Here is a 23675-nt window from a genome sequence, read left to right as displayed (position 1 = left end):
GTTTGGAGCGTGCATACTATGGAGAAAAATTACGATGTATTAGTGAAGGATCGATTATTCTTTGGCGGTGCGAAAGATGCAAATTCAGCTTTTGAGCAAGAAACGGTTGATATCGTGATTGATGTTCGAGTGAACGGCTTATCCAATGAGGAGCAAGATGCAGCTTCATATGTGTACAAGCATATGCCAATTGCTGATGAGGACATAGAAGTAGCACCATCTATTCAAAAGGTTGCGAAAGAAATTGCTGCTGCCTATGAGAATGGGCAGAAAGTGTACTTCCATTGCAGAAGCGGAGGAGGACGCGCAGGAGTTGCAGCGACTGCTGTATTAATGGAGCTTGGCATGGCCAATTCTCTAGAGGAAGCAGAAGAGGCTGTTAAAAACGCCCGTCCACAAGTGACAATCCGACCTAAAATGGAAGATGCTCTGCAGAAGCTATATAAATAAATGAGAAGATGTACCAAAGGTTTTTTATAACTTTGGTACATCTTCTTTTTTGCTCTTTGAAAGGTAGTTGTCGATAAAACTAAAAAGTTGGATGACATTTTGTTAAATAATCAATCCAAGTTTATGGTGATAAAAAATAGCGGTTTATTTTTGAAAAAATAATTCACTTTTAATGTTTGTAAGCTCAAAAATACAAATTTAGGAGTGAATCAATTGACTACATTTACACCCTTACAAGAGGCTCAAGCCTTCGCCGAAGCATTTCTATTGTCTACTGAGCAGGTATCTTTAAATCATCCTTATAAGAAAGATAAAGGTCGATATCCACGAGTGCGGAAATTTTTCCAGAATCATTTATTAAATGGCACAAGTGATGCTTCCACATATCAACAAGGCGTTGGACAATTAATGATGTTCTGTGCCCAGTTTGCTCAACAAAAGGCACTCGCTGGAGAGCGTGATGCGGTTTATAAGGAAATGGTTAATACGGTTATTCCTAAGCTTCTAAATCGAACATATAATTTCCCGACAATTAATCCATTAGCAGGTTTTATTTATCTTGGTGTAGCAATGCTTAAGAAGTTAGATGAATCTCAAAGTGATGTATCACTATCTAAAGTAGATGAGTTGTTAGTGCGATACCGAGATTATTTTGCTAATGAAGTTTTAACTTCTAAAGAATATCATGCGTTAATGTATCATCGTACTCCGTCAGCTTGGACATATAATGACTCAGAAAAAGCATATCGTTTCGCTACAGGACCCTATTCGGGACAAATCGGATACTGGATAACTACCGCAGATTTATCCACTGATCCTCAAAAAAAATATTTAGAGATGCCAACAGTTTTGGATAGTTCGGGACAAGTTTCTTTTGCTGGTATCCAACCAGGAACAAGTGGTAGAGAATATATAGATCACCATTCCTACTTCAACACTAAAAACCAGCGATTTATTCTTAATGCCTCGATAAATGCAATTGCTTTTTGGATGGCTGCACATGTGTATGATGTAAAAGTTAATGACACTGGAGCTTCATTAAATCCTGCATATCACATGAAAAACGCAATCAGAGATGTACTTAGTTATACTCATTGGGGTTCCAATACTTCAGTTGCCAATGCCTCTAAAGGGTGTTTCCAACAAGAGCCCTTTAACGATTCACTAACTGCTAAAAGAGTTCTTCCAGTTCATGGATTTTCCGAAGTGACGTTAGCGAATAGTATGCTGAGAGCTCGATTTGATTCCCCGGCATATAATACATTTGCTATAACATTCTTACAGATCTTTGCGAGTTTGATTGAAAATCCAACAGCTTCATCATGGTACAATCTTGTTCCGAATGTTGATTCAGATTCTGCAGTGATGGCCACGCAGATGATGAATACCTACCAAGATATATTTACAAATTATTCAACAATCAAAAATACTTTAATTAATCATTCGTTTAGCCAAGCTAAATATTGGGGGATGTACATTCCGGAAAATGCGATGTTAGGTTCATCCGAATTAGTTAAAAATCCGTGGCAAATGCCTAATAAGGGGGAGGGGATCAATCAGGCGATGGTAGGATTGTTTAATGTTTATCCTGGGTTTACAGGTCAAGGGTTTGCAAGCAGTAATAAAATCGGAGAAGCTATTAAAATTCAACTTGAAGTGGGTCAAGCATTACATGGTCAACATTCCTTCCCGTCGCACGGTCGTTCAGGTCTTTGGGATTTAGCCCGCTTAGATATTTTAGCGGATGTTTCAAATACAGAGGGGACGGTTAGCTCTGCTACAGACCTCGCTACTACTGATAAAGAATCTCCAAACTGTGCTGGAGCACGTCGTACATTCTACGCTTTAGCGATGGCGCTAGCAGGCGATGGTTCTAACGGCTTTGATTCAAATTAATGTCTGGCCAATATGGAGAAAGAAAACAGCTACATAATGGCTAGCTGTTATATGAAAGCTATGAGCACATATAAATTTGGTAATATCGAATTTATATGTGCTTTTTATATATAATTTTTTTAGTTCGTCAAGGAGTCGCTCAGCAAAATGTACTAAGAACATTAACAGAAGGTTTGTTGACGTCCTAGCTACTATATAGTTATGATTGTGTCTAGGGAGGTTCTTCAATTGCCTTTAAATAAAGAACGTATCGACGCAGTAAAATTTATGCGAGTAACGGCGATGTTACTTGTTATTTTAATTCATGCTACTGGGGTTGCATTAAATAATATCCCAATTGATCATTCATCTTATTTTTACTATTTATTTTTAAATCGTTTTACTCGCTTTGAAGGGGCTGTTTTTGTATTTCTAAGTGGTCTTACATTGTTTTACAATTACGAGTCGAAACCCTTTACAAAACAAACATGGACAAACTTTTACAAACGTAGATTTTTGTTTATTCTAGGACCTTTCCTTGTTTGGTCCATTTTTTATGAGTTATTTTCCTACTATCAAGGATTTCGAGTATTTACAGGTTGGAAGGCAATGTTTACTTCCATTGTTACAGGGGGAGCCTATTATCAATTATATTTCATTTTAATTTTAGTACAGTTATATTTTTTAATGCCGCTTTTCGTCTATCTCGTAAAACGCTTTTGGTGGTTTAAAAAATATTTATTGATCATTGGCTTTGCTGTTGAATTAGCTGTTCAAAGTTACTTTGAAATGTTTGATATTTCCTTTACCGTTCCTTTGTTTGCCATATACATTGCAAGCTTTTTCTTCGGTGGCTGGGTTGCATTACATTATCAATCTTTAAAGGAACAATGGTCGAAAAGACAATATTTCGTATGGATCACCCTTACCTTTTTAATAGGCATAGCGTATACCATTCTGTATTATTTCCGCATCACCCTAGGGTACGATGACATTTCATACATAGCATTTAAATGTTTGTCTACTTTCTATATGCTTCTCTCATGTTTTGTACTATTTAAAGTTAGTATTTATTTAGTCAATCATGGAGGAAGAAAGCTCAATCAATTAGCTGAGCATTTAAGAATTTATTCGTTTGGATTTTATTTAGTCCATCCATGTATTTTATACGTATTGAGCGATAGTATTTTGAGTGGCCTCGTTTCTTCACATATACATTTATATGTATTCTTGAGATTTGTTTTAACGGTCATTTTCTGTTATGTATTTATTCGCTCAATGCATCTTCTTTTCCCACGTGCATGGTTTTTATTTGGAAATCTGCCAGCACCAAAGAGAAATAAAGCCTAATGACTTAAAAATTTGAGATAAGATCTAAACACCTTTCGTTGAATGAGTAAATCAAAAGGAACGAGAGGTGTTTTTCTTTTGGATGAAAATGTACTAAGTGGAAAGGGGAGATCTTAACGGAGCGCAGCGGAGGAAGCGACCGCAAGTATCCTGTAGCGGAAATCAGCCTCTTCGAATTAATTAGAATGTATAAAAGTGGTTAATCAAACATCTGATATTTAGTAATTGTATGGAAGATGGTCGGTTAATTCAAAACAATCTTGTTATATACATGATAGAACAAGGTTGTTATAGTAGTAATATAACAACGAATGAGGTGATCTGTATGATGGAGGAGTTAGCAAAAGTTCCATGGGCAGTCATAGCGCCACTAATTGTGGTTCAAATCATTTTAATGATTGTAGCTTTAGTTGATTTACGTAAAATCCATGCAACAAATGGGCCTAAAATTTTATGGGTGTTTCTAATTATTTTTACTAATATTGTTGGAACAATTGCGTACTTTATAGTTGGGAGAAAACAATGATGACGACATTACTTCAGGTAACAGGGCTTACAAAGCAATTTGCAGAGAGAGTAGTTGTGGACGGAATCGAATTCACATTAGAAAAAAATACATCGACAGCATTAATTGGACCTAATGGCGCTGGTAAAACGACGACATTATCGATGTTAACAGGCTTATTAAAACCAACCTCTGGAAGTGTAAACATGCTGGATGGTGATTTAAGAGCCAATATTGGTTTTTTGCCACAATATCCGCAATTCCACCCTTGGTTAAGCGCGTTAGAGTTTACTGAAATGACTGCAAAGTTAAATAGTGTACCAGCAAGAAAAGCCACAGTAGAAGCTCAAAAAACACTTGAATTTGTAGGTCTAGGTAATGATTTAAATAAGAAGATTGCTACATTTTCAGGAGGTATGAAGCAACGGCTTGGAATTTCCCAGGCAATTGTGCATAAGCCTAAATTACTGTTATTGGATGAACCTGTGTCTGCATTGGATCCGGTAGGTCGTAGGGAAGTTCTTGATTTATTGAAGGGCTTACAACAAGAAACAACTATTTTATATTCGACCCATATTTTAAATGATGCCGAAGAGATGACAGATCAATTATTGTTTTTACGGGATGGAAAGTTAGTAGAGCAGGGGACTTTACGTGAAGTTCGACAACGTTTCGATGAACCAAATTATGTTGTAGAATTTAGCACTGAAAAAGAGGCACAACTTTTTGCCAGTCAATCTGAACTTGTAGGAGAAGCAAGGGGCTCTCATGTATATATAGAAATTATTGATGAAAAACCGAGTATGCAGGAGCTGCTTCAACATTTAAGTAGTTGTCCTTCTAAAATACGAAAAGTAGAGCGACAAACAGCAACACTTGAAGAAATCTTCATGAAGGTGGCGAGAAAAATATGAGAGGATTTACTGTCCTTCTGCAAAAGGAATTCAGAGAGGCATGGCGAAGCTGGAAGTTTTTATGGATACCTCTTGTATTTGCATTACTCGGTATGACTGATCCACTGACAAACTATTATATGATGGATATTTTAAATGCTGTTGGTAACTTACCAGAAGGTTTTGAAATGTTGATGCCGGAATTAATGCCAGCTGATCTATTGTATGCTTCTATTGGACAATTTCAAACGATCGGTTTACTCGTTTTCATGGCGACTTTTGTAGGAGCCGTTAGTAAGGAAAGAGCAAGTGGAATGGCCACTTTATTGTATGTCCGTCCTATATCGTTTGGTGCTTATTTTATGAGTAAATTTGTCGTCATGAGTACTATTGGTTTTGTGAGTATTTTAGCTGGTTTTGCTGCGAGCGTATACTATACGGTCATCCTTTTTGGGACATTTGAGATAGGTCCACTTGTGGCAAGTTTCATCACGTATTTTTCTTGGCTACTCTTTGTAATAGCAGTAACATTAATGATGAGCGCGACTTTTAAAACAGTGGTAGCAACAACATGTGCATTCGCCGTCATATTTATTGGGCAAATATTGGATACTTTAGTTGGGGCATTTTGGACAATTTCACCGTGGAAATTACCGCTATATGGCGTTCAACTAATTAGAGGCACGATGGAGATGCCGGATTATTGGTGGAGTCTATCTCTTACACTAGTTATCACGATAATTTGTGTGAGTTTAGGGATTTTGACAATGAAGAAAAATGCATCGACAACTAAAATTTAAAGGAAGTATGAAGGTGAAAATCTGCTAACCTTTTTTAGTAGGGTATGAGCACGAAAACTACCGTACTCTGTAAATGAAAAAGTAGGCGGATTTTTACCTTTTTTTGTTTTAAAACTTCATGAATGACAAGCAACTCAAATCCTCCTTTTTACTGTTACCAATATTGTACAACGTTGCGTAACTTTCAAGTAGTTTAGGGGGATTTTTTAATTAGGGTAATGAGGCTATATTATGTAAATCACTGTTCTTGGAATATCTATAACTTAGGAATATAATGTAGCTATAACTCTAATTTACCAAAAACTCAGAAAATATGAGAAAATAAGTATAAGGATGACGAATCGGCAGTGTTACAATAGATAAAGCAAGACGAGGCAAGCTGTTAAGAGCTTGATCGTCTTGCTTTATCTTTCATGCTTATATAGAGGGAGCCGTTTGTTTGAACCTGAGCAAAATAAACGTCTTCAACAGATTGGACATTTTGCTTTTTCAGCTTTTTCATCAGCCAATCTTCTGTTAATTCAAGTTCAACTAAATTTTCTTGAATAACCTTACCATCAGAAAGTACTTCTGTTGGTATATAAGTTGGTGGTGTAACATCGGCTTTTACATCTTGCTTTGTAGCGGGTTGCTCGGCAGGTCTTGGTAACACACTTAGTTTACCTGTAGTTTCAAGTAAAGCATATTGCACATCTTGTATAGAAAATATAGCTTGTTCCCGTAACATCATCGCTAATTCATCCATATGCAAACGATTTTTCTTCAAGGCAGATTCTAAAATAATGCCATTTTGAATAAGGATTGTTGGCTTGTCATCAACAATGACACGAGCCTTTTTAGATTTAATGGTAATGATGGTCATGATATATGTTAAGATACTCCACCATATGAGCGCAATAAGTCCATCTAAAAACGGTGTCTCTGCCTGTGCTGCGATTTCAGAAGCAATGGAACCAAAGGTGATACCTGTTGTATAGTGGAAGAATGTAAGTTGTCCAAGCTGTTTTTTCCCAAGTAATCGGGTTACGATGAGTAACGCAAAGAAGGAAAGCGTTGCCCTAAGTATCATTTCCCAAAAATCAGCTTTAAAAAATTCGTCTATATTCATACATAAATCAACTCCCTTAAGACTGCTATTTTCAATGAATAGCTTGTGCAAAAAGGTCAATAGTATGCGACGATCTCTTATAAATGAGGATTTACAAAAATCGGAAAGAGGGTAGAGGCATGAATAAGCCAATAGAGAATTTAAACAATCCAGTCTATCCAATCATGATTGCCATAGCTGTTGCTCATCTAATCAATGATACGATGCAAGCGGTTATTCCAGCGATGTTCCCAATATTGAAAAGTGATTTAGGATTAACCTTCACACAAATAGGCCTTATTTCGTTTGCATTAAATATGTTTGCCTCTGCTTTGCAGCCTATTGTCGGCTTTGCTAGCGACAAAAAACCGATGCCCTATGCTCTACCAATTGGTATGATAAGTTCATTCATAGGCATTGCTATTATAGCGTTCACATCTCAATATTGGATAATTATTATGGCAGTATTATTTTTAGGATTTGGCTCAGCTATTTTCCATCCTGAGGGTTCACGTGTTTCTTTTATGGCGGCGGGCTCAAAAAGAGGACTTGCTCAATCGGTTTACCAAGTTGGCGGTAACTCTGGACAAGCACTTGCACCGCTAATTAGTGCTTATATCTTTGCTGTTTTTGGACAACGGGGTGCGGCGATTGTTTTAGTAGCGGCAGCGATAGGTATTGTGATATTGAGCAAAATTGCAGCGTGGTATAGAAAGCAGCTGGAGCAAGAACGTAGTGCAAAGAAAAAACGAGTATTAGTTTCTAACTTGCCTCCATTAACAAAGAAACAAGTAGGCATCGCGTTGACATTACTGTTTACTATTATTTTTGCGCGATCATTTTATACAACTAATATAACAAGTTTTTATGTGTTTTATTTAATGGATCATTATGGTGTTAGTCTTCGCCTTGGACAAATATTAATTTTCACCTTTATGGCATTTGGCGTCGTTGGTACATTTTTCGGTGGTTCATTATCAGATCGAATTGGTAGAAAGAATGTTATTTTACTGTCCGTTGTTGTACCGATGCCATTTTGTTTAGCATTGCCTTATGTACCGTTATGGGCAGCGATGATATTTTTAGTCATTATCGGTACACTTATTATGATTAGCTTCTCGGTAACAGTTGTCTACGCACAGGAGCTTGTTCCGACTAAAATTGGTACAATGGCTGGTTTAACAACTGGCTTTGCTTTCGGAATGGGAGCAATAGGTGCGATGGTCATTGGTGTATTGATGGATCATAGAGGTATTGACTTTACGATGATGGTCGTATCTTTGCTACCATTATTATTACTAGTAGCATTTTTCTTACCTAAAGATAAACCGGCTTCAGCGGTGTAACGATTGTAGTGACAAGGAGATTGAAACCAAGCCCGCGGAAGCCCAACTCGGAATAAAAATCAACTTTTAATTAATGCTACACTCTAATTTATAGTCATTATTTTATAGATAAGTTAAAAACGCGTTCTCAAGTTAGAGGAACGCGTTTTTATTATTGACGTAATGGAGATAAAAATTCTGCTGGAAGTTTTTCTTTACCTAGTACATAGCCCTCTGATATGTGAACTTCATGCATTTTATCATTGTAAGTGAATTTAAAAATACCGTTATCAAAGTCAGTGCCAATCTCTTTGAAAAATATACCTTCAATTGATACATATTTAGGACATGTAAATCCTACTTTAAAGTCCTCATGTTCTTGAATTAAATAAGCACGTACACCTTTTTCATATGTATCGTACGTATCATCATCAGTTGGACGTTGGACGGCTACGATATGGAAATCAACGAAAGGAACTTCTTTTAATAAGACATTTAGGAAGGAACCCTTTGTAATCTCTTCCCATCGGCTCTGTGCACTTTGACCTACGATGATTTGAGAAATTCCGTAGTTTTTTGCTACTTCCGCAATAACCTTTTGTATGGGGCGCTTTTCATTATCTTGTAATATGAACTTTTCAATTTCAAGCTCATCAGATAACTTTTTCCATTGCTCAATGTAGCTAGATTTCTCTGCATCAAATGCATCAAGGGGTTGCGAATCGACTGAAAGAATATAAAGTGGACAATCTAACATTGTAGCCATTTTATGACCACGTCGTATTAATCGCTCACCGTTAAGCCCATAGTAGACACAAACTAATATACTTTCGTCTAAACGCCCTTTTACATGCTTCATAAAAATTAACACCTCTTATCTTGTCGTAATTTTGTCGTTTTTACTGTCGATTTTGAAGAAAATATCCTAAAACAGCTAAAACCGATATTAATGCAGTGCATTATGCTCATTTATATTGTATACTAAAAAACGTATAAGAGTTAGTGATAATATATTGAGAAAACCTTGAGGAAACTGGGTTGTCTCTATACTTTACAGTTATTTGATTTATGCATTTCGTGCATTTAAACCATTGTTTCTATATGCCACACTATTATGCAGTTAGTTAAATAGATAGTCAAGTGACTTGGTACACCATAGTTACATGAATAGTGTGTACACATTAACTATTTAAAAATCATATCATTTTCTAAAGTCTTTAAGGCAATACGCTATTGGTTATTCAGGCTTCTAGGGATATGAGCTCATAGCCTGAAAAGTTCCCCTGGTTTTATGTAGTGCAATTACCAAAAGATTCTCCCAGCATCAAATATGTGCTGAATGTTGAATGAACTAGATTTTTGTCATTACATAATGCCATTTCAACAAAATGCCACTTTACTTTCCGATTCAAGATACACACTTTATTATGTGGATTTTCAATATATCCCTAACTTTATTCAACACATATATACCGTCTTTTGGATGGTCAGAAGCATAAAGGCTTTAATATTTTTATCAATACTCTTCAGCAATGGTTATCGATTTTTGTGCGTGAAGCAAAGTATAAAACAGTAGTAACTTCAGTGGATTGGGGAATACTTTAGTATCTGTTATTTTCTCATATACACAGTTTTTCGCATCAAATCAAACGGCAAGTTGCTGAAAGAAATTGTTAGTAGGAGGTTTTTACTTGGTTACAGTTCTCTTTGCGATACTTTTACCAATTGTCTGTGCTGCGCTTATTCCACTACTGTATAGGCGACTAAGGCGTGTTGCACATCTTGGCTGGTTTGTGTTATCCGTTCCATTCATCTTGTTTCTTTTACTTTCGCGCTACATTCCTCAAATTGCCGAGGGTAAAACATTTATTCATACATATGAGTGGATTCCCTCTTTTAATATAAATTTCACAACCTATCTCGACGGACTCAGTATGATTTTTGGCTTGCTGATTACGGGTGTAGGTAGTTTAGTCATTTTATATTCTATTTTTTATTTATCAACGAAAGAATCTCTTCATCATTTTTACTGCTATTTATTACTATTCATGGGCGCTATGCTTGGCGTCGTCTTTTCAGATAATTTAATGGTATTATACACATTTTGGGAGTTAACAAGTGTATCTTCGTTCCTGTTAATTGCCTTTTGGCATCATAGAAAAGCATCTCGTGCTGGTGCAAGAAAAGCTATGACAATTACTGTATTTGGTGGCCTTTCAATGCTAGCAGGCTTTCTAATGCTCTATGTAGCATCAGGTACTTTTAGTATTCGTGAAATCGTGGCCAATGTAGGAATCATTCGTGATCATACACTGTTTATCCCAGCGTTAGTCCTCATTCTAATCGGGGCATTTACAAAATCTGCACAGTTTCCTTTCCATATTTGGTTACCAGATGCAATGGAGGCGCCAACACCTGTTAGTGCTTACTTACACTCGGCAACAATGGTAAAGGCCGGTATATATGTAGTTGCGCGTTTTTCTCCAGTATTTGGAGGAGAGGCTGTTTGGTTTTGGTTAGTAAGTGTGATTGGCCTTGTAACGCTGTTCTGGGGCTCATTTAATGCTGTTCGTCAGACCGATTTAAAAGCGTTATTAGCCTTTTCAACAATTAGTCAGCTTGGTTTAATTATGAGTTTATTCGGGCTAGGATCAGTTGGACATTATTACGGTTATGCTGCAGATACTGTTCTATATACGCAGGCAAGCTTTGCAGCGTTGTTTCATCTAATTAATCACTCTACGTTTAAAGGTGCACTATTCATGATGGTTGGTATTGTCGATCATGAGGCGGGCACACGCGATATTCGTCGTCTTGGTGGATTAATGGCCTTAATGCCGGTAACTTTCACCATTGCAGTCATTGGCGGGTTTTCGATGGCTGGCTTACCACCATTTAATGGCTTCCTAAGTAAAGAAATGTTTTTTGCCGCGGCACTAGCTATTCGTAATGTTGAGGCCTTTTCAATTTCCGATTTAGGTCTGTTATTTCCAATAGTGGCTTGGGCGGCAAGTGTCTTTACATTTGTTTACTGTATGATTTTAATTAGTCGAACATTTTTCGGAAAACTGCAACTTGAAAAGTTGGATAAAAAACCACATGAAGCTCCGTTAGGTATGCTACTTTCGCCAATCATTCTGTGCGTTTTTGTAGTTGGGATTTTCTTCTTCCCAAATGTGCTTGGGCATTATATTTTAGAGCCTGCTATGGCGAGTATTTATCCAACATTCCCATCTACTAGTGCATTAACACCACATATTCATGCTTGGCATGGCATTAATGCTGAATTGTTAATGACTCTTGGCGTCATTATTATTGGGATTATTTTATTTAAAACGTTAAAAAGCTGGAAGCCTTTGTACCGGATATTCCCTCAAAGACATACGTTTAATATCTATTACAATCGCATGATTGAGTTTAGTGAGAATAGTTCTGCAAAGCTTACTAATCGTTATATGACAGGTAATTTAACACATTATTTTGTCTATATATATGTATTTTTTGTTGCTCTTATTGCAGGTTATTTTATTTGGTCGGATGCTACTACCTTTGATTTTGCGAAGGATTCCACGGTTGAGTCCTATGAGCTCATTTTAGTGTTTGTCATGATGTTCGCCGCTGTCTGGATGATTTTCGCTAAAGGACGAGTAACAGCCATGTTATTAAATGGTGTACTGGGCTATTCAATTGCATTTTTCTTTGTTATTTTCCGTGCTCCTGATTTAGCATTAACTCAGTTAGTCGTTGAATCTGTGACAACTGCATTATTCCTGCTATGCTTTAAATATTTGCCAGATTTAATGCCAGAAGCATCACGTAAAAAAATGCAATGGTCTAAAGTGATTATATCTATTTTCGTTGGCGCCACAGTGACATTAGTGGGCTTAGCGGTTGTCCATTTCGATCGCTTTGAGCCAGTAGCTACTTACTTCAATGATTCCTACGAACTTGCGGGTGGTTCAAATATTGTCAACACCATATTAGGCGATTTTCGTGCATTTGATACGATGCTAGAAGTTGTCGTTCTTCTGATTGCTGGCTTAGGCGTGTATTCATTAACGAAGCTAAAGCCACGAAAGGAGGAATCGGATCATGAAAATCAATGATGTTATTTTACGTACGATTACAAAGACGGTTGTATTCATTATTTTAACCCTTGGTATTTATCTATTCTTTGCAGGGCATCATGCTCCTGGTGGAGGTTTTATAGGTGGTCTCGTGTTGGCCTCCGGCATTGTTTTACTATATTTAGCATATGACATTGAAACCGTGCATAAAGGGATGCCATTTGATTTTAAAAAAGTTGCAGCGTTGGGCGTTTTACTTGCGACAGGTACAGCAATCGGCTCGCTATTTTTTGATGTTCCGTTTTTAACGCAGACCCATAGTTATATAAATGTACCGATATTCGGGAAAATGGGCTTTTCGACTGTAACAATTTTCGAGGCTGGCGTGGCTTTAACAGTAGTTGGTGTTGTAGTCACAATTATTTTAAGTATAAGTGAGGATGAGTAGCGGTGGAGACTTTAATACTAGTTTTAGTGGGTGTATTAGTAGCTGTTGCGACGTACTTAATCCTCTCGAAACAGCTGTTACGTGTGATTTTAGGAACTGCGGTATTATCGCATGCGGCACATTTACTGATTTTAACGATGGGTGGACTGAAAAAGGGAGATGTACCACTGTTAGAAGAATCAGAAGGTCCATACACAGATGCCTTGCCGCAAGCATTGATTTTAACGGCAATTGTAATTAGCTTTGCAGTTACAGCGTTCGTACTAGTTCTCGGTTACCGAGCTTATAAAACGAACCGTTCGGCGAATTTTGATGAATTGAGAGGTACGCCGGATGAGTAATATGATTGTTTTACCATTAATTGTGCCGGTTATTACGGCGATTTTGCTTGTGTTTTTACGAGAAAATATTTTTTTGCAGCGCATCATTAGTTTATTGACAGTAAGCTTCGTAGTCCTTATCAGTGTCATTTTATTGCAAGAGATTCAGAAGCAAGGTGTGATGCGTATTGATTTTAGTGGTTGGGCACCACCATTCGGTATTTTATTTGTTGCGGATTCATTCGCAATGCTCCTTGTATTGGTAGCGAATATTGTTGCCGCCATTTGTCTGCTATATGCCATTTTTACAATCGGTAAAAGTTTTGAAAAGATGTATTTTTACCCGTTTGTCCTTCTGATGATAGCGGGAGTTAACGGCTCTTTTCTAACAGGGGATATTTTTAACTTGTTTGTGTGCTTTGAAGTGATGTTACTTGCTTCTTATGCACTCATTAGTTTGGGGGGCGAGAAAGTTCAGCTACGCGAGGCGTTAAAATATGTTCTGATCAATATTGTGGCATCTTGGATTTTCCTAGTGGCATTAGCCTTTTTATATGGAACAGTTGGAACGCTTAATATGGCACATATTTCTGTCCGCGTAATGGAGGCAGGAGCTGATCCACTTATAACGACCGTAGCTCTTATTTTCTTAATTGTCTTTAGCTTGAAGGCTGGCCTATTATTATTCTTCTGGCTTCCAGGCTCATATAGTGTACCTCCAACAGCTATAGCCGCACTTTTTGCTGCGTTATTAACAAAGGTTGGTATTTATGCGCTCGTCCGCACCTTTACATTGCTTTTCCCAACTAATACGGAAGTGACTCATATGGTGCTAGGAATTATGGCGGGAGTTACGATTATTGCTGGATGTATGGGAGCACTAGCAGGGCGAGATGTAAGAACAATTGCTTCCTATAATGTTCTTATTGGTGTTGGCTTTATAGTAGCGGGTCTTGCGATCGGTACGGAATCAGCCTTACAGGGCGTAACATACTATTTGATGCATGATATGGTAGCTAAGGCCATGCTGTTTTTAGCAGTTGGAATGATGATGTATGTTACGGGCGAAACGGTTATTGATAAAATGAGTGGGCTTATTCGAAATTACCCTCTATTCGGCTGGTTATTCTTTATCGTCATGTGCTCCCTTGCTGGGATACCACCATTAAGTGGCTTTCTAGGTAAGGTTTTAATAGGACAAGGTGCTATTGAGGGCGGGAATTTTGTTCTATTAGGACTAGGATTTTTATCGAGTTTAATTGTTTTGTATTCACTTTTACGAATATTCCTCTCCTCATTCTTTGGGGAAACTATTATAAGTCTAGAGGATGAAAAGCCGTTACCAAAGCGTATGGTCTTACCATTAACATTGTTGGCAGCTTGCACAATTGGTTTAGGAATTGGAGCTGAATGGATGGCTCCATATGTAACAGATGCAGCAAAAACGCTCTACACACCATCACTCTATATTGATGCAGTGTTGGATGGCACAACATGGCAAGGTGAGGTGAATAAATAATGGCGATGCAATTTATCTTAAATTTATTTATCGCAACACTTTGGTTATTGTTACAGGATGAAGTTATACCTCAATTTTCGACATTTTTAATGGGGTTTATCGTCGGAATAGGGATTTTATATGCTATGCATCGCTTTTACGGCACACAATTTTATTTACGACGTGTGTTTTCAATCATTAAATTATTATGGCTCTTTAATTGGGAGCTACTTTTATCGAGTTACAGCGTATTAAGACAAATTACTACGCCAAAGCTCAATATTACGCCTGGTATATTTACGTATAAAACAGCGCTTAAAGGGGATTGGGAAATAACAGCACTTGCGTTGTTGCTCACTCTTACTCCGGGTTCGGTAGTGATGGAAGTTTCTGAAGAGGGAGATATGTTTTATATTCATGCGATGGATATTGAACAATCAAAAGAAGCTGTAATTCGTTCAATAGGGAAATTTGAACAGGCCATCATGGAGGTGACACGTTAGTGATTGAAAAAATTTTACTATTGGCTCTTGCATTATTCAGTGTATCGATTGCGTTGTCGCTGTTTCGTGTGATTCGAGGTCCTTCGTTGCCTGACCGTGCCATAGCACTTGATACAATAGGGGTTAATTTACTTTCAGCAATCGCTATCGTCTCAATCATATTGAAAACAAAGGCGTATTTAGAAGCCATTTTAATATTGGGTATTTTAGCTTTTATCGGCACGATTGCATTTACGAAATATATTGAAAGAGGTGTGATTGTTGAACGTAAATCAAATGATTGAATGGGCGGCAGTCATACTTATATTGATTGGCTCCATTGTCAGTGTAATTAGTGCATTAGGGATGATTCGTTTACCTGACGTATACACACGCTCACATGCTGCAACGAAAAGTTCAACATTGTCGGTCTTAACATGTCTATTAGGCGCATTTATTTACTTTTGGGTACATGATGGATATGTGAGTGTTCGTTTAATTTTAGGAATTCTCTTCGTTTTTGTAACAGCTCCTGTAGCAGGGCACTTAATATGCCGTGCAGCGTATCGCTCCCGCGTACCTTTAGCAGAAGGATCTGGTGAGGATGAGTTGAAGGAAAAGCTATTTCCAGATGAAAAATAAGATAAGTGGCGAGATCTCCATTTTGGGGGGCACTGAAAAAGTCTATATCTTCTCACTTCGCGAGGTATTCAAGATTAAATCGTTGAATACCTCGCTTTTTTCATGGCACTGTGACCCTATTGTTGTTTTCCGGAGCATTGCGTTCGCTTTCCAACGGGCGAGCGCTTAGCCTCCTCCTACGCTACGCTTCGTGCGGGGTCTCGTCTGTCTTGCTTTCCCGCAGGAGTCGAGCGATGCTTCTCCAAACAACACAATGTATCCTACTATTATTTTTAATCCCGCTTTCCTTTAAAAGAATTGTGCAGGTGATGGCGATAAGCATATTTTTTGGGCTGAATGGAATAGATTGTATTATCAGAAAATTATGTGTATAATGTTTTATTGGGAAATTTTCAGATTAGCTTGATTATTACTTCAAAAAAGTATATCTTATTAGCAGATAGATATTTATTCTCTTGAGTGAATAAATATCCATTCGCTATTTTCAAGAATACAAGTTTCATAAACAATAAAACATAAATAAAAGGGGATCTGTGAATATGAAGAACAAATTTTTCATGCTAATGCTTGTTCTAGTAATTGCTGTACTAGCAGCATGTGGAGCAAAAGAAGATAAAGCAAGTGATAAAAAATCAAATGCTAACGAAGGCACAGAACAAAAACAAGTATTAAAAGTAGGTACTTCATCTGATTATGCACCATTCGAGTATGTTGATGCTGCAAAAGGTGAAGATATTATTGGTTTTGATATCGATTTAATTAAATTAGTTGGTGACAAGATTGGTGCAGAAATGCAAGTTCAAGATATAGACTTCAATAGTCTAGTACCAGCTCTACAAGCAGGTAAAGTGGATGTTGTTATTTCTGGTATGTCACCTGATAAAGAACGTGAAAAAGTTGTAGATTTCTCTGACAAATATAATCAAACAGAGCAAGTGTTTGTTGTGAAAAAAGATAGTGGAATTAAAAAAGAGGCTGATTTAGCTGGTAAAAAAATCGGTGTTCAAAACGCTTCTATTCAAGAAAAGTTAGGTAACAAAATTGCTAAAGAAGTAGATGCTACAGTTGAAGGGCGTACACGAATTCCTGAAATTATTCAAGACATGATGTCAAAACGTTTAGATGCTGGAATTGTAGAAAGTGGTGTAGCAAAAGGTTATCTTGATACGAACGATAAACTAGAGGCGTTTCTTGTGAAAGAGCAACCTGAAGACTTTAAAGCAATCGCTGTTCAAAAAGGGAGCGATCTTAAAGATAAAATTAACAAAGCATTAAAAGAATTAGAGGCTGAAGGCAAAATTAAAGAGCTAGAAGAAAAATGGTTAAAAGTTAAATAAGCAAGTTAAACTGCGATAGCTCTATTTCGAGCTATCGCTTATACTTTCATTTCTTTAAAAGAATACAAGAAAGGAGGGGGCACTGTGAATTTAGATTTTACAGCTATTATTCCCTCTATTCCTTATATATTAAAAGGGATAGGTGTTACACTTCAGATTGCAATCGGTGCATCAATCATCGGTTTTATAATTGGGATATTACTAGCGTTATGCAAAATTGGTAAAGTGAATGTATTGCGTTGGTTTGCAGATTTTTATACATCAATTTTCCGTGGTACACCGCTCGTACTACAATTAATGATTATTTACTATGCAGTGCCACAGCTATTAGATATTCAAATTGACCCAGTTCCAACAGCTATTATTGCATTCGGGTTAAACTCAGGTGCTTATATTTCTGAAATCATTCGCGCTGGTATTAATGCGGTAGATAAAGGACAGATGGAAGCGGCACAAGCACTCGGTATTCCATATACAAAGATGATGAAGGATATTATTATCCCACAAGCAATAAAGAACATTTTACCATCTTTAGTGAATGAGTTTATTACATTAAATAAAGAAACAGCTGTAGTTACAGTTATTAGTGCACTTGATATTATGCGCCGTGCTTACATTGTAGGTGGTGCAACATATCGTTATCTTGAACCTTTACTATTTGCAGGTGTAATCTACTACATCATGACACTTATACTAACGTTCCTTGGTAAACGAATCGAGAAAGGAATGAGAAAAAGTGATTAAAATTGAAGATTTACACAAATCATATGGAAAAAATGAAGTACTAAAAGGTATTTCAACAGAAATTAAAGAAAAAGAAGTAATTGCTATTATTGGACCATCAGGATCTGGTAAATCAACATTCTTACGCTGTTTAAATCTATTAGAGGAACCAACGAGCGGAAAGATTACAATTGCGGGTGATGTTCTAACGGACAAAGGGACAAACATTATGAAAATCCGTGAAGAAGTCGGTATGGTATTTCAGCATTTTCATCTTTTCCCTCATAAAACGGTACTTGAAAATTTAACATACGCGCCGATTAATGTGAAAGGAATGGATAAGGCAGCGGCTATTAAAAAGGCTGAAGAGTTATTAACGAAAGTAGGCCTATTTGATAAGCGCAATGAATATCCAAGCCGTCTATCAGGAGGGCAGAAGCAACGCGTTGCCATTGCTCGAGCACTTGCAATGGACCCAAAAGTAATTTTATTTGACGAGCCTACTTCAGCTCTTGACCCTGAAATGGTAAAAGAGGTATTAGCCGTTATGAAAAATCTTGCTGATACGGGGATGACGATGTTAATCGTAACGCATGAAATGGGCTTTGCACGTGAAGTGGCTGACCGTATACTATTCCTAGATGGCGGAAAATTAATTGAGGATGCATCACCAGAGCAGTTTTTCTCATCACCATCTACACAGCGTGCGAAGGATTTTTTAGAAAAAGTACTATAAGTGATAAAACGCATTTAGACTCTATTAAAGGAGTGTCTGAATGCGTTTTTTGATTACTTATATTCATATCAATATATGAAGATCCGCTAGAAAAGCTCGCTAGTCAGAACCTTAGTTTACAGTACATTTTAGGTTGTTCTTTTTGTTCAATCTAATGATTTTATGTGTATATGGTTACAATTACTTTGTTTTATGCTTATAATAGAGGGGTCAGATTTTTTCTGAAAAGTAGCCACAAAGTGAGCGATTGCGATTGAAAAAATTATTATATGTAGCTTTTTTTGTTGTTTTTATAGTCATTTTTTTGTACGTAAACAATCACTGGCTGGTCGTAAGCAAGTATGAATTCGAGTCAGAAAAAGCGCCTGCCAGCTTTAATGGGCTACGCATTACACAAATAACAGATTTACAGGATGCTCTCTTTGGCGAACAGCAAGAGAAACTCATAGCTAAGGTGAAAACAACAAATCCTGACCTGATTTTTATTACAGGTGATTTAGTTGATAGTAATCGTTATAATCTGGAGCGAAGCTTGCAAGCTGTTAGAGGGTTAGTTAAAGTAGCGGATGTCTATTATGTACTAGGAAACCATGAAGTAGCGACGAATAAAGTGAATGTAATTTATGACGAGCTATCATCGTTAGGGGTACATGTGTTGTCCAATGAATCGACCGTTATTGAGCGCGACGGGGAGCGCTTGGCGATTGTTGGCATCGAAGATCCGTTATCGGGTAGAACAACGAAAGAAATGCTAGAGATAGCAACAAAAAATGTTCCGCCTAATGTATTAACAATTTTACTAGCGCATCGACCAGAAGTGTTTAATACGTATGTGGAATATGGAATTGATTTAGTATTTGCGGGACATGCACATGGTGGACAAGTTCGAATTCCTGGTATTGGTGGTCTTTTTGCACGAGGACAAGGAATATTCCCGAAATATACGGCTGGCGTTTTTGAAGAAGGCGCAACAACTATGGCCGTTAGTCGAGGATTAGGCAATAGTACAGTACCTATTCGGATTTTTAACCCGCCAGAGATTCTTGTAATGGAATTAAAGAAAAAATAAGCACTGCGTCTTTGCTACGCAGTGCTTTCTATTTGTTTACGCTCTATACGTTTAACAAGATAAATGCTTATTTCATATAAAATAATCATTGGAATTAATACGAGTAGCTGACTAATAAAGTCGGGTGGTGTAATCACGGCGGAACCAACGCCCATCCCGATATAAGACCAGCCTCGTATTTTTTTCATGGATTCAGCCGTTAGAACACCAATGGACGATAAAAAAAGGGCTACAATAGGTAATTCAAAGAGTAGTCCGAGTGGTACAGTTGTCATCACTAAAAAATGCATGTATTCATTTGCTGATACCATCACATCAAAATTAGTTGCCCCTATACTGACTAAAAAGGAATAGCTGAGTGGATTCACAATAAAGTAACCGAAAGCTACGCCTATTAAAAAGAGTACCAGCATAACAGGTGCATAAAGACCGAGGAAACGGCTTTCTTCTTCTTTTAAACCAGGTTTTACGAAGCTCCATAAAAAATGAACTAAAAAGGGCATAGATAGCCCGAATGCTAGTGTTGTGGAAATCGTCATGTAAAATTTCACAACTTCTAAAGGTCCCAAAATAATTAGTGAATGTCCCCGGGTTACATAAGGAAACCAAATATTAATAGTGGAGAACACGATAATAAAAAATACAATAAATACGAAAAGCCCTTTAATCATTTGTTTTCTAAGTTCAGTAAGATGTTCAAGCAATGATGCAATTGGAATAAGCGGTTCATCAGCTACCATATCCTGTTCAATTATCTCTACTGGAACTTCAACAAAAGCCTCTACAGGTATGAGAGGCTCAGTTTCTTTCTTATCAAGTGGACTTAAATATTTTCTTTTGCCTTCTTCATATGGATCCATAGGAAAACCTCCTACGAAGCGTCAGATTTTTTTTCTTCTTTTTTCGTTGAATCATCCTCGTCATCGATAAGGCCCTTCGTTGACTTTTTAAACTCTGCAAATGTTTTACCGACTGCACCGCCGATTTCTGGCAGTTTTTTTGGACCAAATACGATTAAAACAATGACCAAAATGATGATTAACCCAGGTAAACCCATTGCTCCAAAACCTCCCATAGTCTTGCCTCCTTTTCTAAAATGCCTAGTTTTTAAACTAAGGAACCGCCTGATTTGCTATATTTCACAACACCCTCTGCGCAACGGTAGGCTAGTGCCCCTAAGGTACCTGTAGGGTTATAACCACTGTTGTGTGCAAAGTTTCCGGCACTTACAGCAAAAAGATTTTCTACTTGCCAATGCTGCAAGTAGTTATTCACAACGCCATCCTCTGGCTTCAAGCTCATTACTGTTCCACCTGTATTGTGGGTTGTTTGATACGGTACAATATTGTAATCAGTGATTTCAGCGTTTGGAACAACAATTTTGGCGCCCATTTCTTTCATAATGTCAGCCGCACGTGCTGAAATATATTTATGAAGTGCTCGATCCTGATCTGTAAAGTTGTACGTTAACTGTACTAAAGGTAAGCCATAAGCATCCTTATACGTAGAATCTAGAGACAAATAATTTTCTTTATGTGGCATCGATGCCCCCTGTGCACCAATCCCGAATGAGCGGGTATAGTAATGAATCGATTGCTTTTTAAATTCTGTCCCCCATGTTGGCGTATCAGGAGGTGTTGGATTTGAGCCGATAGGGCGTGCACCTGTTTGCGTTAGAGCGATATTTCCACCGTGAATAAAATCTAAGTCGCTATGATCGAAATTATCGCCATTATAGTCATCTAAACTCACCCCGAGTGAACCAGCCCCCATAAACGTGTTATACTGCTCATCGAAAAATCCTGCCGCTCCAGGTAGTATTTGATAGCAATAATTTCTTCCAAGTGTCCCTTTGCCAGTAGCTGGATCATAGCGTTCCCCTATATTAGAGACCATCAATAGCTTGGCATTATTAAAGACATAACTAGTGAGTACAACAGCGTTTGCTGGTTGGATAAACTCTTCACCAGATATCGTATCGATGTATCGGACACCGGTTACTTTATTGCCTTTCTTTAAGATTTCAACAACATTGGAATTATAGCGTAAGTCAAAATTATTTGTTTTTAATGCAGTTGGCACAACCGTAACCTCTGCAGATGATTTGGCGCCATATTCACAACCGAAGCGTTCACAGAAGCCGCAATATTGACAAGCATTAATCGTTTCACCGTCAGGGTTCTTATAAACTTCTGATAAATTTGCAGAAGGTACCATGTAAGGCGATAATTTTAACTTCTTTGCAGCCTGTTCAAATTGTGCGAGCATTGGTGTCATTTTCATTGGCCCCGTCGGATAAGGATTTGAACGTTTTCCGCTAAATGGGTTTTTATCATCACCAGAAATACCCGCTGTTTTTTCGAATTTATCGAAATAGGGCTCAAGTTCGTCGTATGTTAATCCCCAATCCTGTAATAAATAATCAGGTCCAAGCTTTTTTGGTCCATACCGTTTGTCTGTTAATGTTTTAATTTGAAAATCATAGGGTAAGAAGCGATACGTCATACCGTTCCAGTGTGTACCTGAGCCACCAAGCCCTTCACCAAGTAAAAAGGAGCCGAGCTGACGCATTGGCAATGCCTTCATATTCCGATTATTACGGAAGCTTACTGTTTCCTTTGAAAGGTTTTGCATAATATCGTAGCGAATTGCATAACGATACTCGTCATGAATAGTCATATAATCTTCTGTGCCGCGCTTTTGTCCGCGCTCTAACCCAACGACCTTTAAACCTGCCTTTGAGCACTCTGCAGCGACAATGCCACCGGTCCAACCTACTCCGACTGTTACAACATCCACACTTGGTAATGTTTTTGCCATATTCTGACCTCCTTCTATTTAGTGACTGCCTAATGAATTAGGCTCAATTTTTTGGAATTTCGGATCTTCGATTTGCGTAATATACGCCATCTGATGACCAGGAAAGTTTTTCATACGCCAGCCATCCATATTGCGATTTCCACCATATATAGGGTCCGAGTAAGCACCCTCTAATGTTGCTGCACGTAATAATGTAAAGAAGAAAGCGGATGTAACACCATTCATTTTTACGTCACCTTTCTGGAAGGCGGTTAAAATTTCATCCATTTGCTTCCCTTCAATATCATTGAAGCTCTTCTTGTAGCGATTCTGTGCCTCATCCTCTAACCTTTGAACACCTTGTTTAAAAATCTCTGCACGGGTTAAACGGCTCTGATAACCTTGCGTTGGAGCACCTTCAGCAAACGGTCCATGCATATATTCTTTAGAGTTGCTACCGTATTGTCCTGCTAGTTGATGATCGATAAAGTAAGGTACATCTAAGCCCTTTGCTCCTGGACCTAAATCATCTTCAGGAAAAATACGTTCAGTAGCATTCGCTAAAATATTAAAATCTCTTTGATTCATAAAAAACATTTTAGCTTTTGGCGAGCCAGTCTCTCCAGTAGCGGTTCCATGCTGACCATGCTCTTGCGTGGCGGTTCCTTTACTAGGCATGTTATAGCCTACAAGACCTCCTATTAATCCACCGCCGACTAATGTACCTGCTGCAATCCCTGTTGTTTTTAAAAAATCACGACGTGAAATATCCTTTTCTGGACTCATCGGAATCCTCCCCTCAAAATGTATAGAAACTATTCTATTTTTTATAATCAGCAAAAAAAGGAAATAATAATCAGGTATGCATGGAAAAATTTAAAATTTAATCCAATAGATGCATCAATTTGAAGTATTCTTGATAAATTGTGGCTCATTAGCATAACGTGGGGTTGATTTCCGTTCCAGCTGGGCGCTTTGTTGCTGTCGCTTCGCTTTCGCACAGATAAAACAATTGTAGCTGCCGCTTTGCTTTCGCTACAGAAAATATTTGTTGCTGTCGCTTCGCTTTCGCACAGATAAAACAATTGTAGCTGCCGCTTTGCTTTCGCTACAGAAAACATTTGTTGCTGTCGCTTCGCTTTCGCACAGATAAAACAATTGTAGCTGCCGCTTTGCTTTCGCTACAGAAAATATTTGTTGCTGTCGCTTCGCTTTCGCACAGATAAAACAATTGTAGCTGCCGCTTTGCTTTCGCTACAGAAAACATTT

Annotated in this window: 24 protein-coding genes; 18 read left to right on the top strand and 6 right to left on the bottom strand. The window is 37.8% G+C overall.

Features of this window, described 5'->3' with window-relative positions; all coding sequences use genetic code 11:
• Nucleotides 1–18: 18 nt before the first annotated feature.
• From MOK21_RS22335 to MOK21_RS22310, 6 genes are all read left to right on the top strand, one after another.
• Nucleotides 19–450 (top strand): protein-tyrosine phosphatase family protein, encoded by a 432-nt coding sequence (locus MOK21_RS22335; protein ID WP_249076146.1) that lies wholly within the window; start codon nucleotides 19–21, stop codon nucleotides 448–450.
• A 213-nt stretch (nucleotides 451–663) separates the two neighbouring features.
• Nucleotides 664–2346: a hypothetical protein gene (locus MOK21_RS22330; protein WP_249076145.1), complete on the top strand. Its 1683-nt coding sequence runs from the start codon at nucleotides 664–666 to the stop codon at nucleotides 2344–2346.
• A 228-nt stretch (nucleotides 2347–2574) separates the two neighbouring features.
• A complete protein-coding gene (locus MOK21_RS22325; protein WP_249076144.1) occupies nucleotides 2575–3675 on the top strand; it encodes an acyltransferase in 1101 nt (366 codons plus the stop codon).
• 325 nt (nucleotides 3676–4000) lie between these two features.
• Nucleotides 4001–4201 (top strand): PLD nuclease N-terminal domain-containing protein, encoded by a 201-nt coding sequence (locus MOK21_RS22320; protein ID WP_249076143.1) that lies wholly within the window; start codon nucleotides 4001–4003, stop codon nucleotides 4199–4201.
• Nucleotides 4201–5094: an ABC transporter ATP-binding protein gene (locus tag MOK21_RS22315; protein WP_249076142.1), complete on the top strand. Its 894-nt coding sequence runs from the start codon at nucleotides 4201–4203 to the stop codon at nucleotides 5092–5094. The genes MOK21_RS22320 and MOK21_RS22315 overlap by 1 nt, the downstream gene beginning before the upstream one ends.
• The gene (locus tag MOK21_RS22310; RefSeq protein WP_249076141.1) at nucleotides 5091–5873 is read left to right on the top strand and encodes an ABC transporter permease; all 783 of its coding nucleotides are present in this window, start codon (nucleotides 5091–5093) and stop codon (nucleotides 5871–5873) included. The genes MOK21_RS22315 and MOK21_RS22310 overlap by 4 nt, the downstream gene beginning before the upstream one ends.
• 382 nt (nucleotides 5874–6255) lie before the next feature.
• On the opposite strand, the gene MOK21_RS22305 is transcribed toward MOK21_RS22310, so the two are convergent.
• On the bottom strand, nucleotides 6256–6981 hold the full coding sequence (locus tag MOK21_RS22305; RefSeq protein WP_283164864.1) for a DUF421 domain-containing protein: 726 nt from the start codon (nucleotides 6979–6981) through the stop codon (nucleotides 6256–6258).
• 119 nt (nucleotides 6982–7100) lie between these two features.
• Between MOK21_RS22305 and MOK21_RS22300 the strand changes: the two genes are divergently transcribed.
• Entirely contained in the window at nucleotides 7101–8306 is a 1206-nt protein-coding gene (locus tag MOK21_RS22300; protein WP_249076140.1) for an MFS transporter, read from the top strand.
• Nucleotides 8307–8457: 151 nt separating this feature from the next.
• Here MOK21_RS22300 and MOK21_RS22295 read toward each other — a convergent pair whose 3' ends face one another.
• Complete coding sequence (locus tag MOK21_RS22295) at nucleotides 8458–9144, bottom strand: adenine nucleotide alpha hydrolase family protein (protein WP_249076139.1); 687 nt, start codon at nucleotides 9142–9144, stop codon at nucleotides 8458–8460.
• Between the two features lie 832 nt (nucleotides 9145–9976).
• Here MOK21_RS22295 and MOK21_RS22290 point away from each other — a divergent pair.
• The 11 genes from MOK21_RS22290 (at nucleotide 9977) to MOK21_RS22240 (ending at nucleotide 19607) form a co-directional block, all read left to right on the top strand.
• Nucleotides 9977–12391: a Na+/H+ antiporter subunit A gene (locus tag MOK21_RS22290; protein WP_249076138.1), complete on the top strand. Its 2415-nt coding sequence runs from the start codon at nucleotides 9977–9979 to the stop codon at nucleotides 12389–12391.
• Entirely contained in the window at nucleotides 12378–12800 is a 423-nt protein-coding gene (locus tag MOK21_RS22285; protein WP_049663623.1) for a Na(+)/H(+) antiporter subunit B, read from the top strand. Before MOK21_RS22290 ends, MOK21_RS22285 begins: the two co-directional genes overlap by 14 nt.
• A gap of 2 nt (nucleotides 12801–12802) precedes the next feature.
• Nucleotides 12803–13141 (top strand): Na(+)/H(+) antiporter subunit C, encoded by a 339-nt coding sequence (locus tag MOK21_RS22280; RefSeq protein WP_249076137.1) that lies wholly within the window; start codon nucleotides 12803–12805, stop codon nucleotides 13139–13141.
• Nucleotides 13134–14639, top strand: a complete 1506-nt coding sequence (locus MOK21_RS22275; protein WP_249076136.1) for a Na+/H+ antiporter subunit D — start codon at nucleotides 13134–13136, stop codon at nucleotides 14637–14639. Before MOK21_RS22280 ends, MOK21_RS22275 begins: the two co-directional genes overlap by 8 nt.
• Nucleotides 14639–15121, top strand: coding sequence for a Na+/H+ antiporter subunit E (locus MOK21_RS22270; RefSeq protein WP_249076135.1), 483 nt, complete (start codon nucleotides 14639–14641; stop codon nucleotides 15119–15121). The genes MOK21_RS22275 and MOK21_RS22270 overlap by 1 nt, the downstream gene beginning before the upstream one ends.
• A complete protein-coding gene (locus MOK21_RS22265) occupies nucleotides 15121–15405 on the top strand; it encodes a Na(+)/H(+) antiporter subunit F1 (protein WP_249076134.1) in 285 nt (94 codons plus the stop codon). Before MOK21_RS22270 ends, MOK21_RS22265 begins: the two co-directional genes overlap by 1 nt.
• Complete coding sequence (locus tag MOK21_RS22260) at nucleotides 15383–15742, top strand: Na+/H+ antiporter subunit G (protein ID WP_249076133.1); 360 nt, start codon at nucleotides 15383–15385, stop codon at nucleotides 15740–15742. The genes MOK21_RS22265 and MOK21_RS22260 overlap by 23 nt, the downstream gene beginning before the upstream one ends.
• A 539-nt stretch (nucleotides 15743–16281) precedes the next feature.
• Nucleotides 16282–17079 (top strand): transporter substrate-binding domain-containing protein, encoded by a 798-nt coding sequence (locus MOK21_RS22255; protein WP_249076132.1) that lies wholly within the window; start codon nucleotides 16282–16284, stop codon nucleotides 17077–17079.
• 84 nt (nucleotides 17080–17163) lie between these two features.
• Nucleotides 17164–17823, top strand: coding sequence for an amino acid ABC transporter permease (locus MOK21_RS22250; protein WP_249076131.1), 660 nt, complete (start codon nucleotides 17164–17166; stop codon nucleotides 17821–17823).
• On the top strand, nucleotides 17816–18538 hold the full coding sequence (locus MOK21_RS22245) for an amino acid ABC transporter ATP-binding protein (RefSeq protein WP_249076130.1): 723 nt from the start codon (nucleotides 17816–17818) through the stop codon (nucleotides 18536–18538). Before MOK21_RS22250 ends, MOK21_RS22245 begins: the two co-directional genes overlap by 8 nt.
• Before the next feature lie 253 nt (nucleotides 18539–18791).
• Nucleotides 18792–19607, top strand: a complete 816-nt coding sequence (locus MOK21_RS22240) for a metallophosphoesterase (protein WP_249076129.1) — start codon at nucleotides 18792–18794, stop codon at nucleotides 19605–19607.
• Nucleotides 19608–19621: 14 nt separating this feature from the next.
• Here MOK21_RS22240 and tatC read toward each other — a convergent pair whose 3' ends face one another.
• Genes tatC through MOK21_RS22220 form a run of 4 tightly spaced genes read right to left on the bottom strand, consistent with a single transcriptional unit; the run spans nucleotide 19622 to nucleotide 23192 of the window.
• Complete coding sequence (gene tatC / locus MOK21_RS22235; protein ID WP_249076128.1) at nucleotides 19622–20467, bottom strand: twin-arginine translocase subunit TatC; 846 nt, start codon at nucleotides 20465–20467, stop codon at nucleotides 19622–19624.
• Between the two features lie 11 nt (nucleotides 20468–20478).
• On the bottom strand, nucleotides 20479–20682 hold the full coding sequence (gene tatA / locus MOK21_RS22230) for a twin-arginine translocase TatA/TatE family subunit (protein ID WP_283164863.1): 204 nt from the start codon (nucleotides 20680–20682) through the stop codon (nucleotides 20479–20481).
• A 32-nt stretch (nucleotides 20683–20714) separates the two neighbouring features.
• Complete coding sequence (locus MOK21_RS22225; RefSeq protein ID WP_249076127.1) at nucleotides 20715–22427, bottom strand: GMC family oxidoreductase; 1713 nt, start codon at nucleotides 22425–22427, stop codon at nucleotides 20715–20717.
• An 18-nt stretch (nucleotides 22428–22445) separates the two neighbouring features.
• Entirely contained in the window at nucleotides 22446–23192 is a 747-nt protein-coding gene (locus tag MOK21_RS22220) for a gluconate 2-dehydrogenase subunit 3 family protein (protein ID WP_249076126.1), read from the bottom strand.
• Nucleotides 23193–23675 lie beyond the last annotated feature (483 nt).

It is taken from the genome of Lysinibacillus sp. BPa_S21 (genome assembly GCF_023337795.1).
Classification (GTDB): Bacteria; Bacillota; Bacilli; order Bacillales_A; family Planococcaceae; genus Lysinibacillus.
Note: the sequence above shows the minus strand (reverse complement) of the source record. Positions and strands in the feature narration are given on the sequence as shown.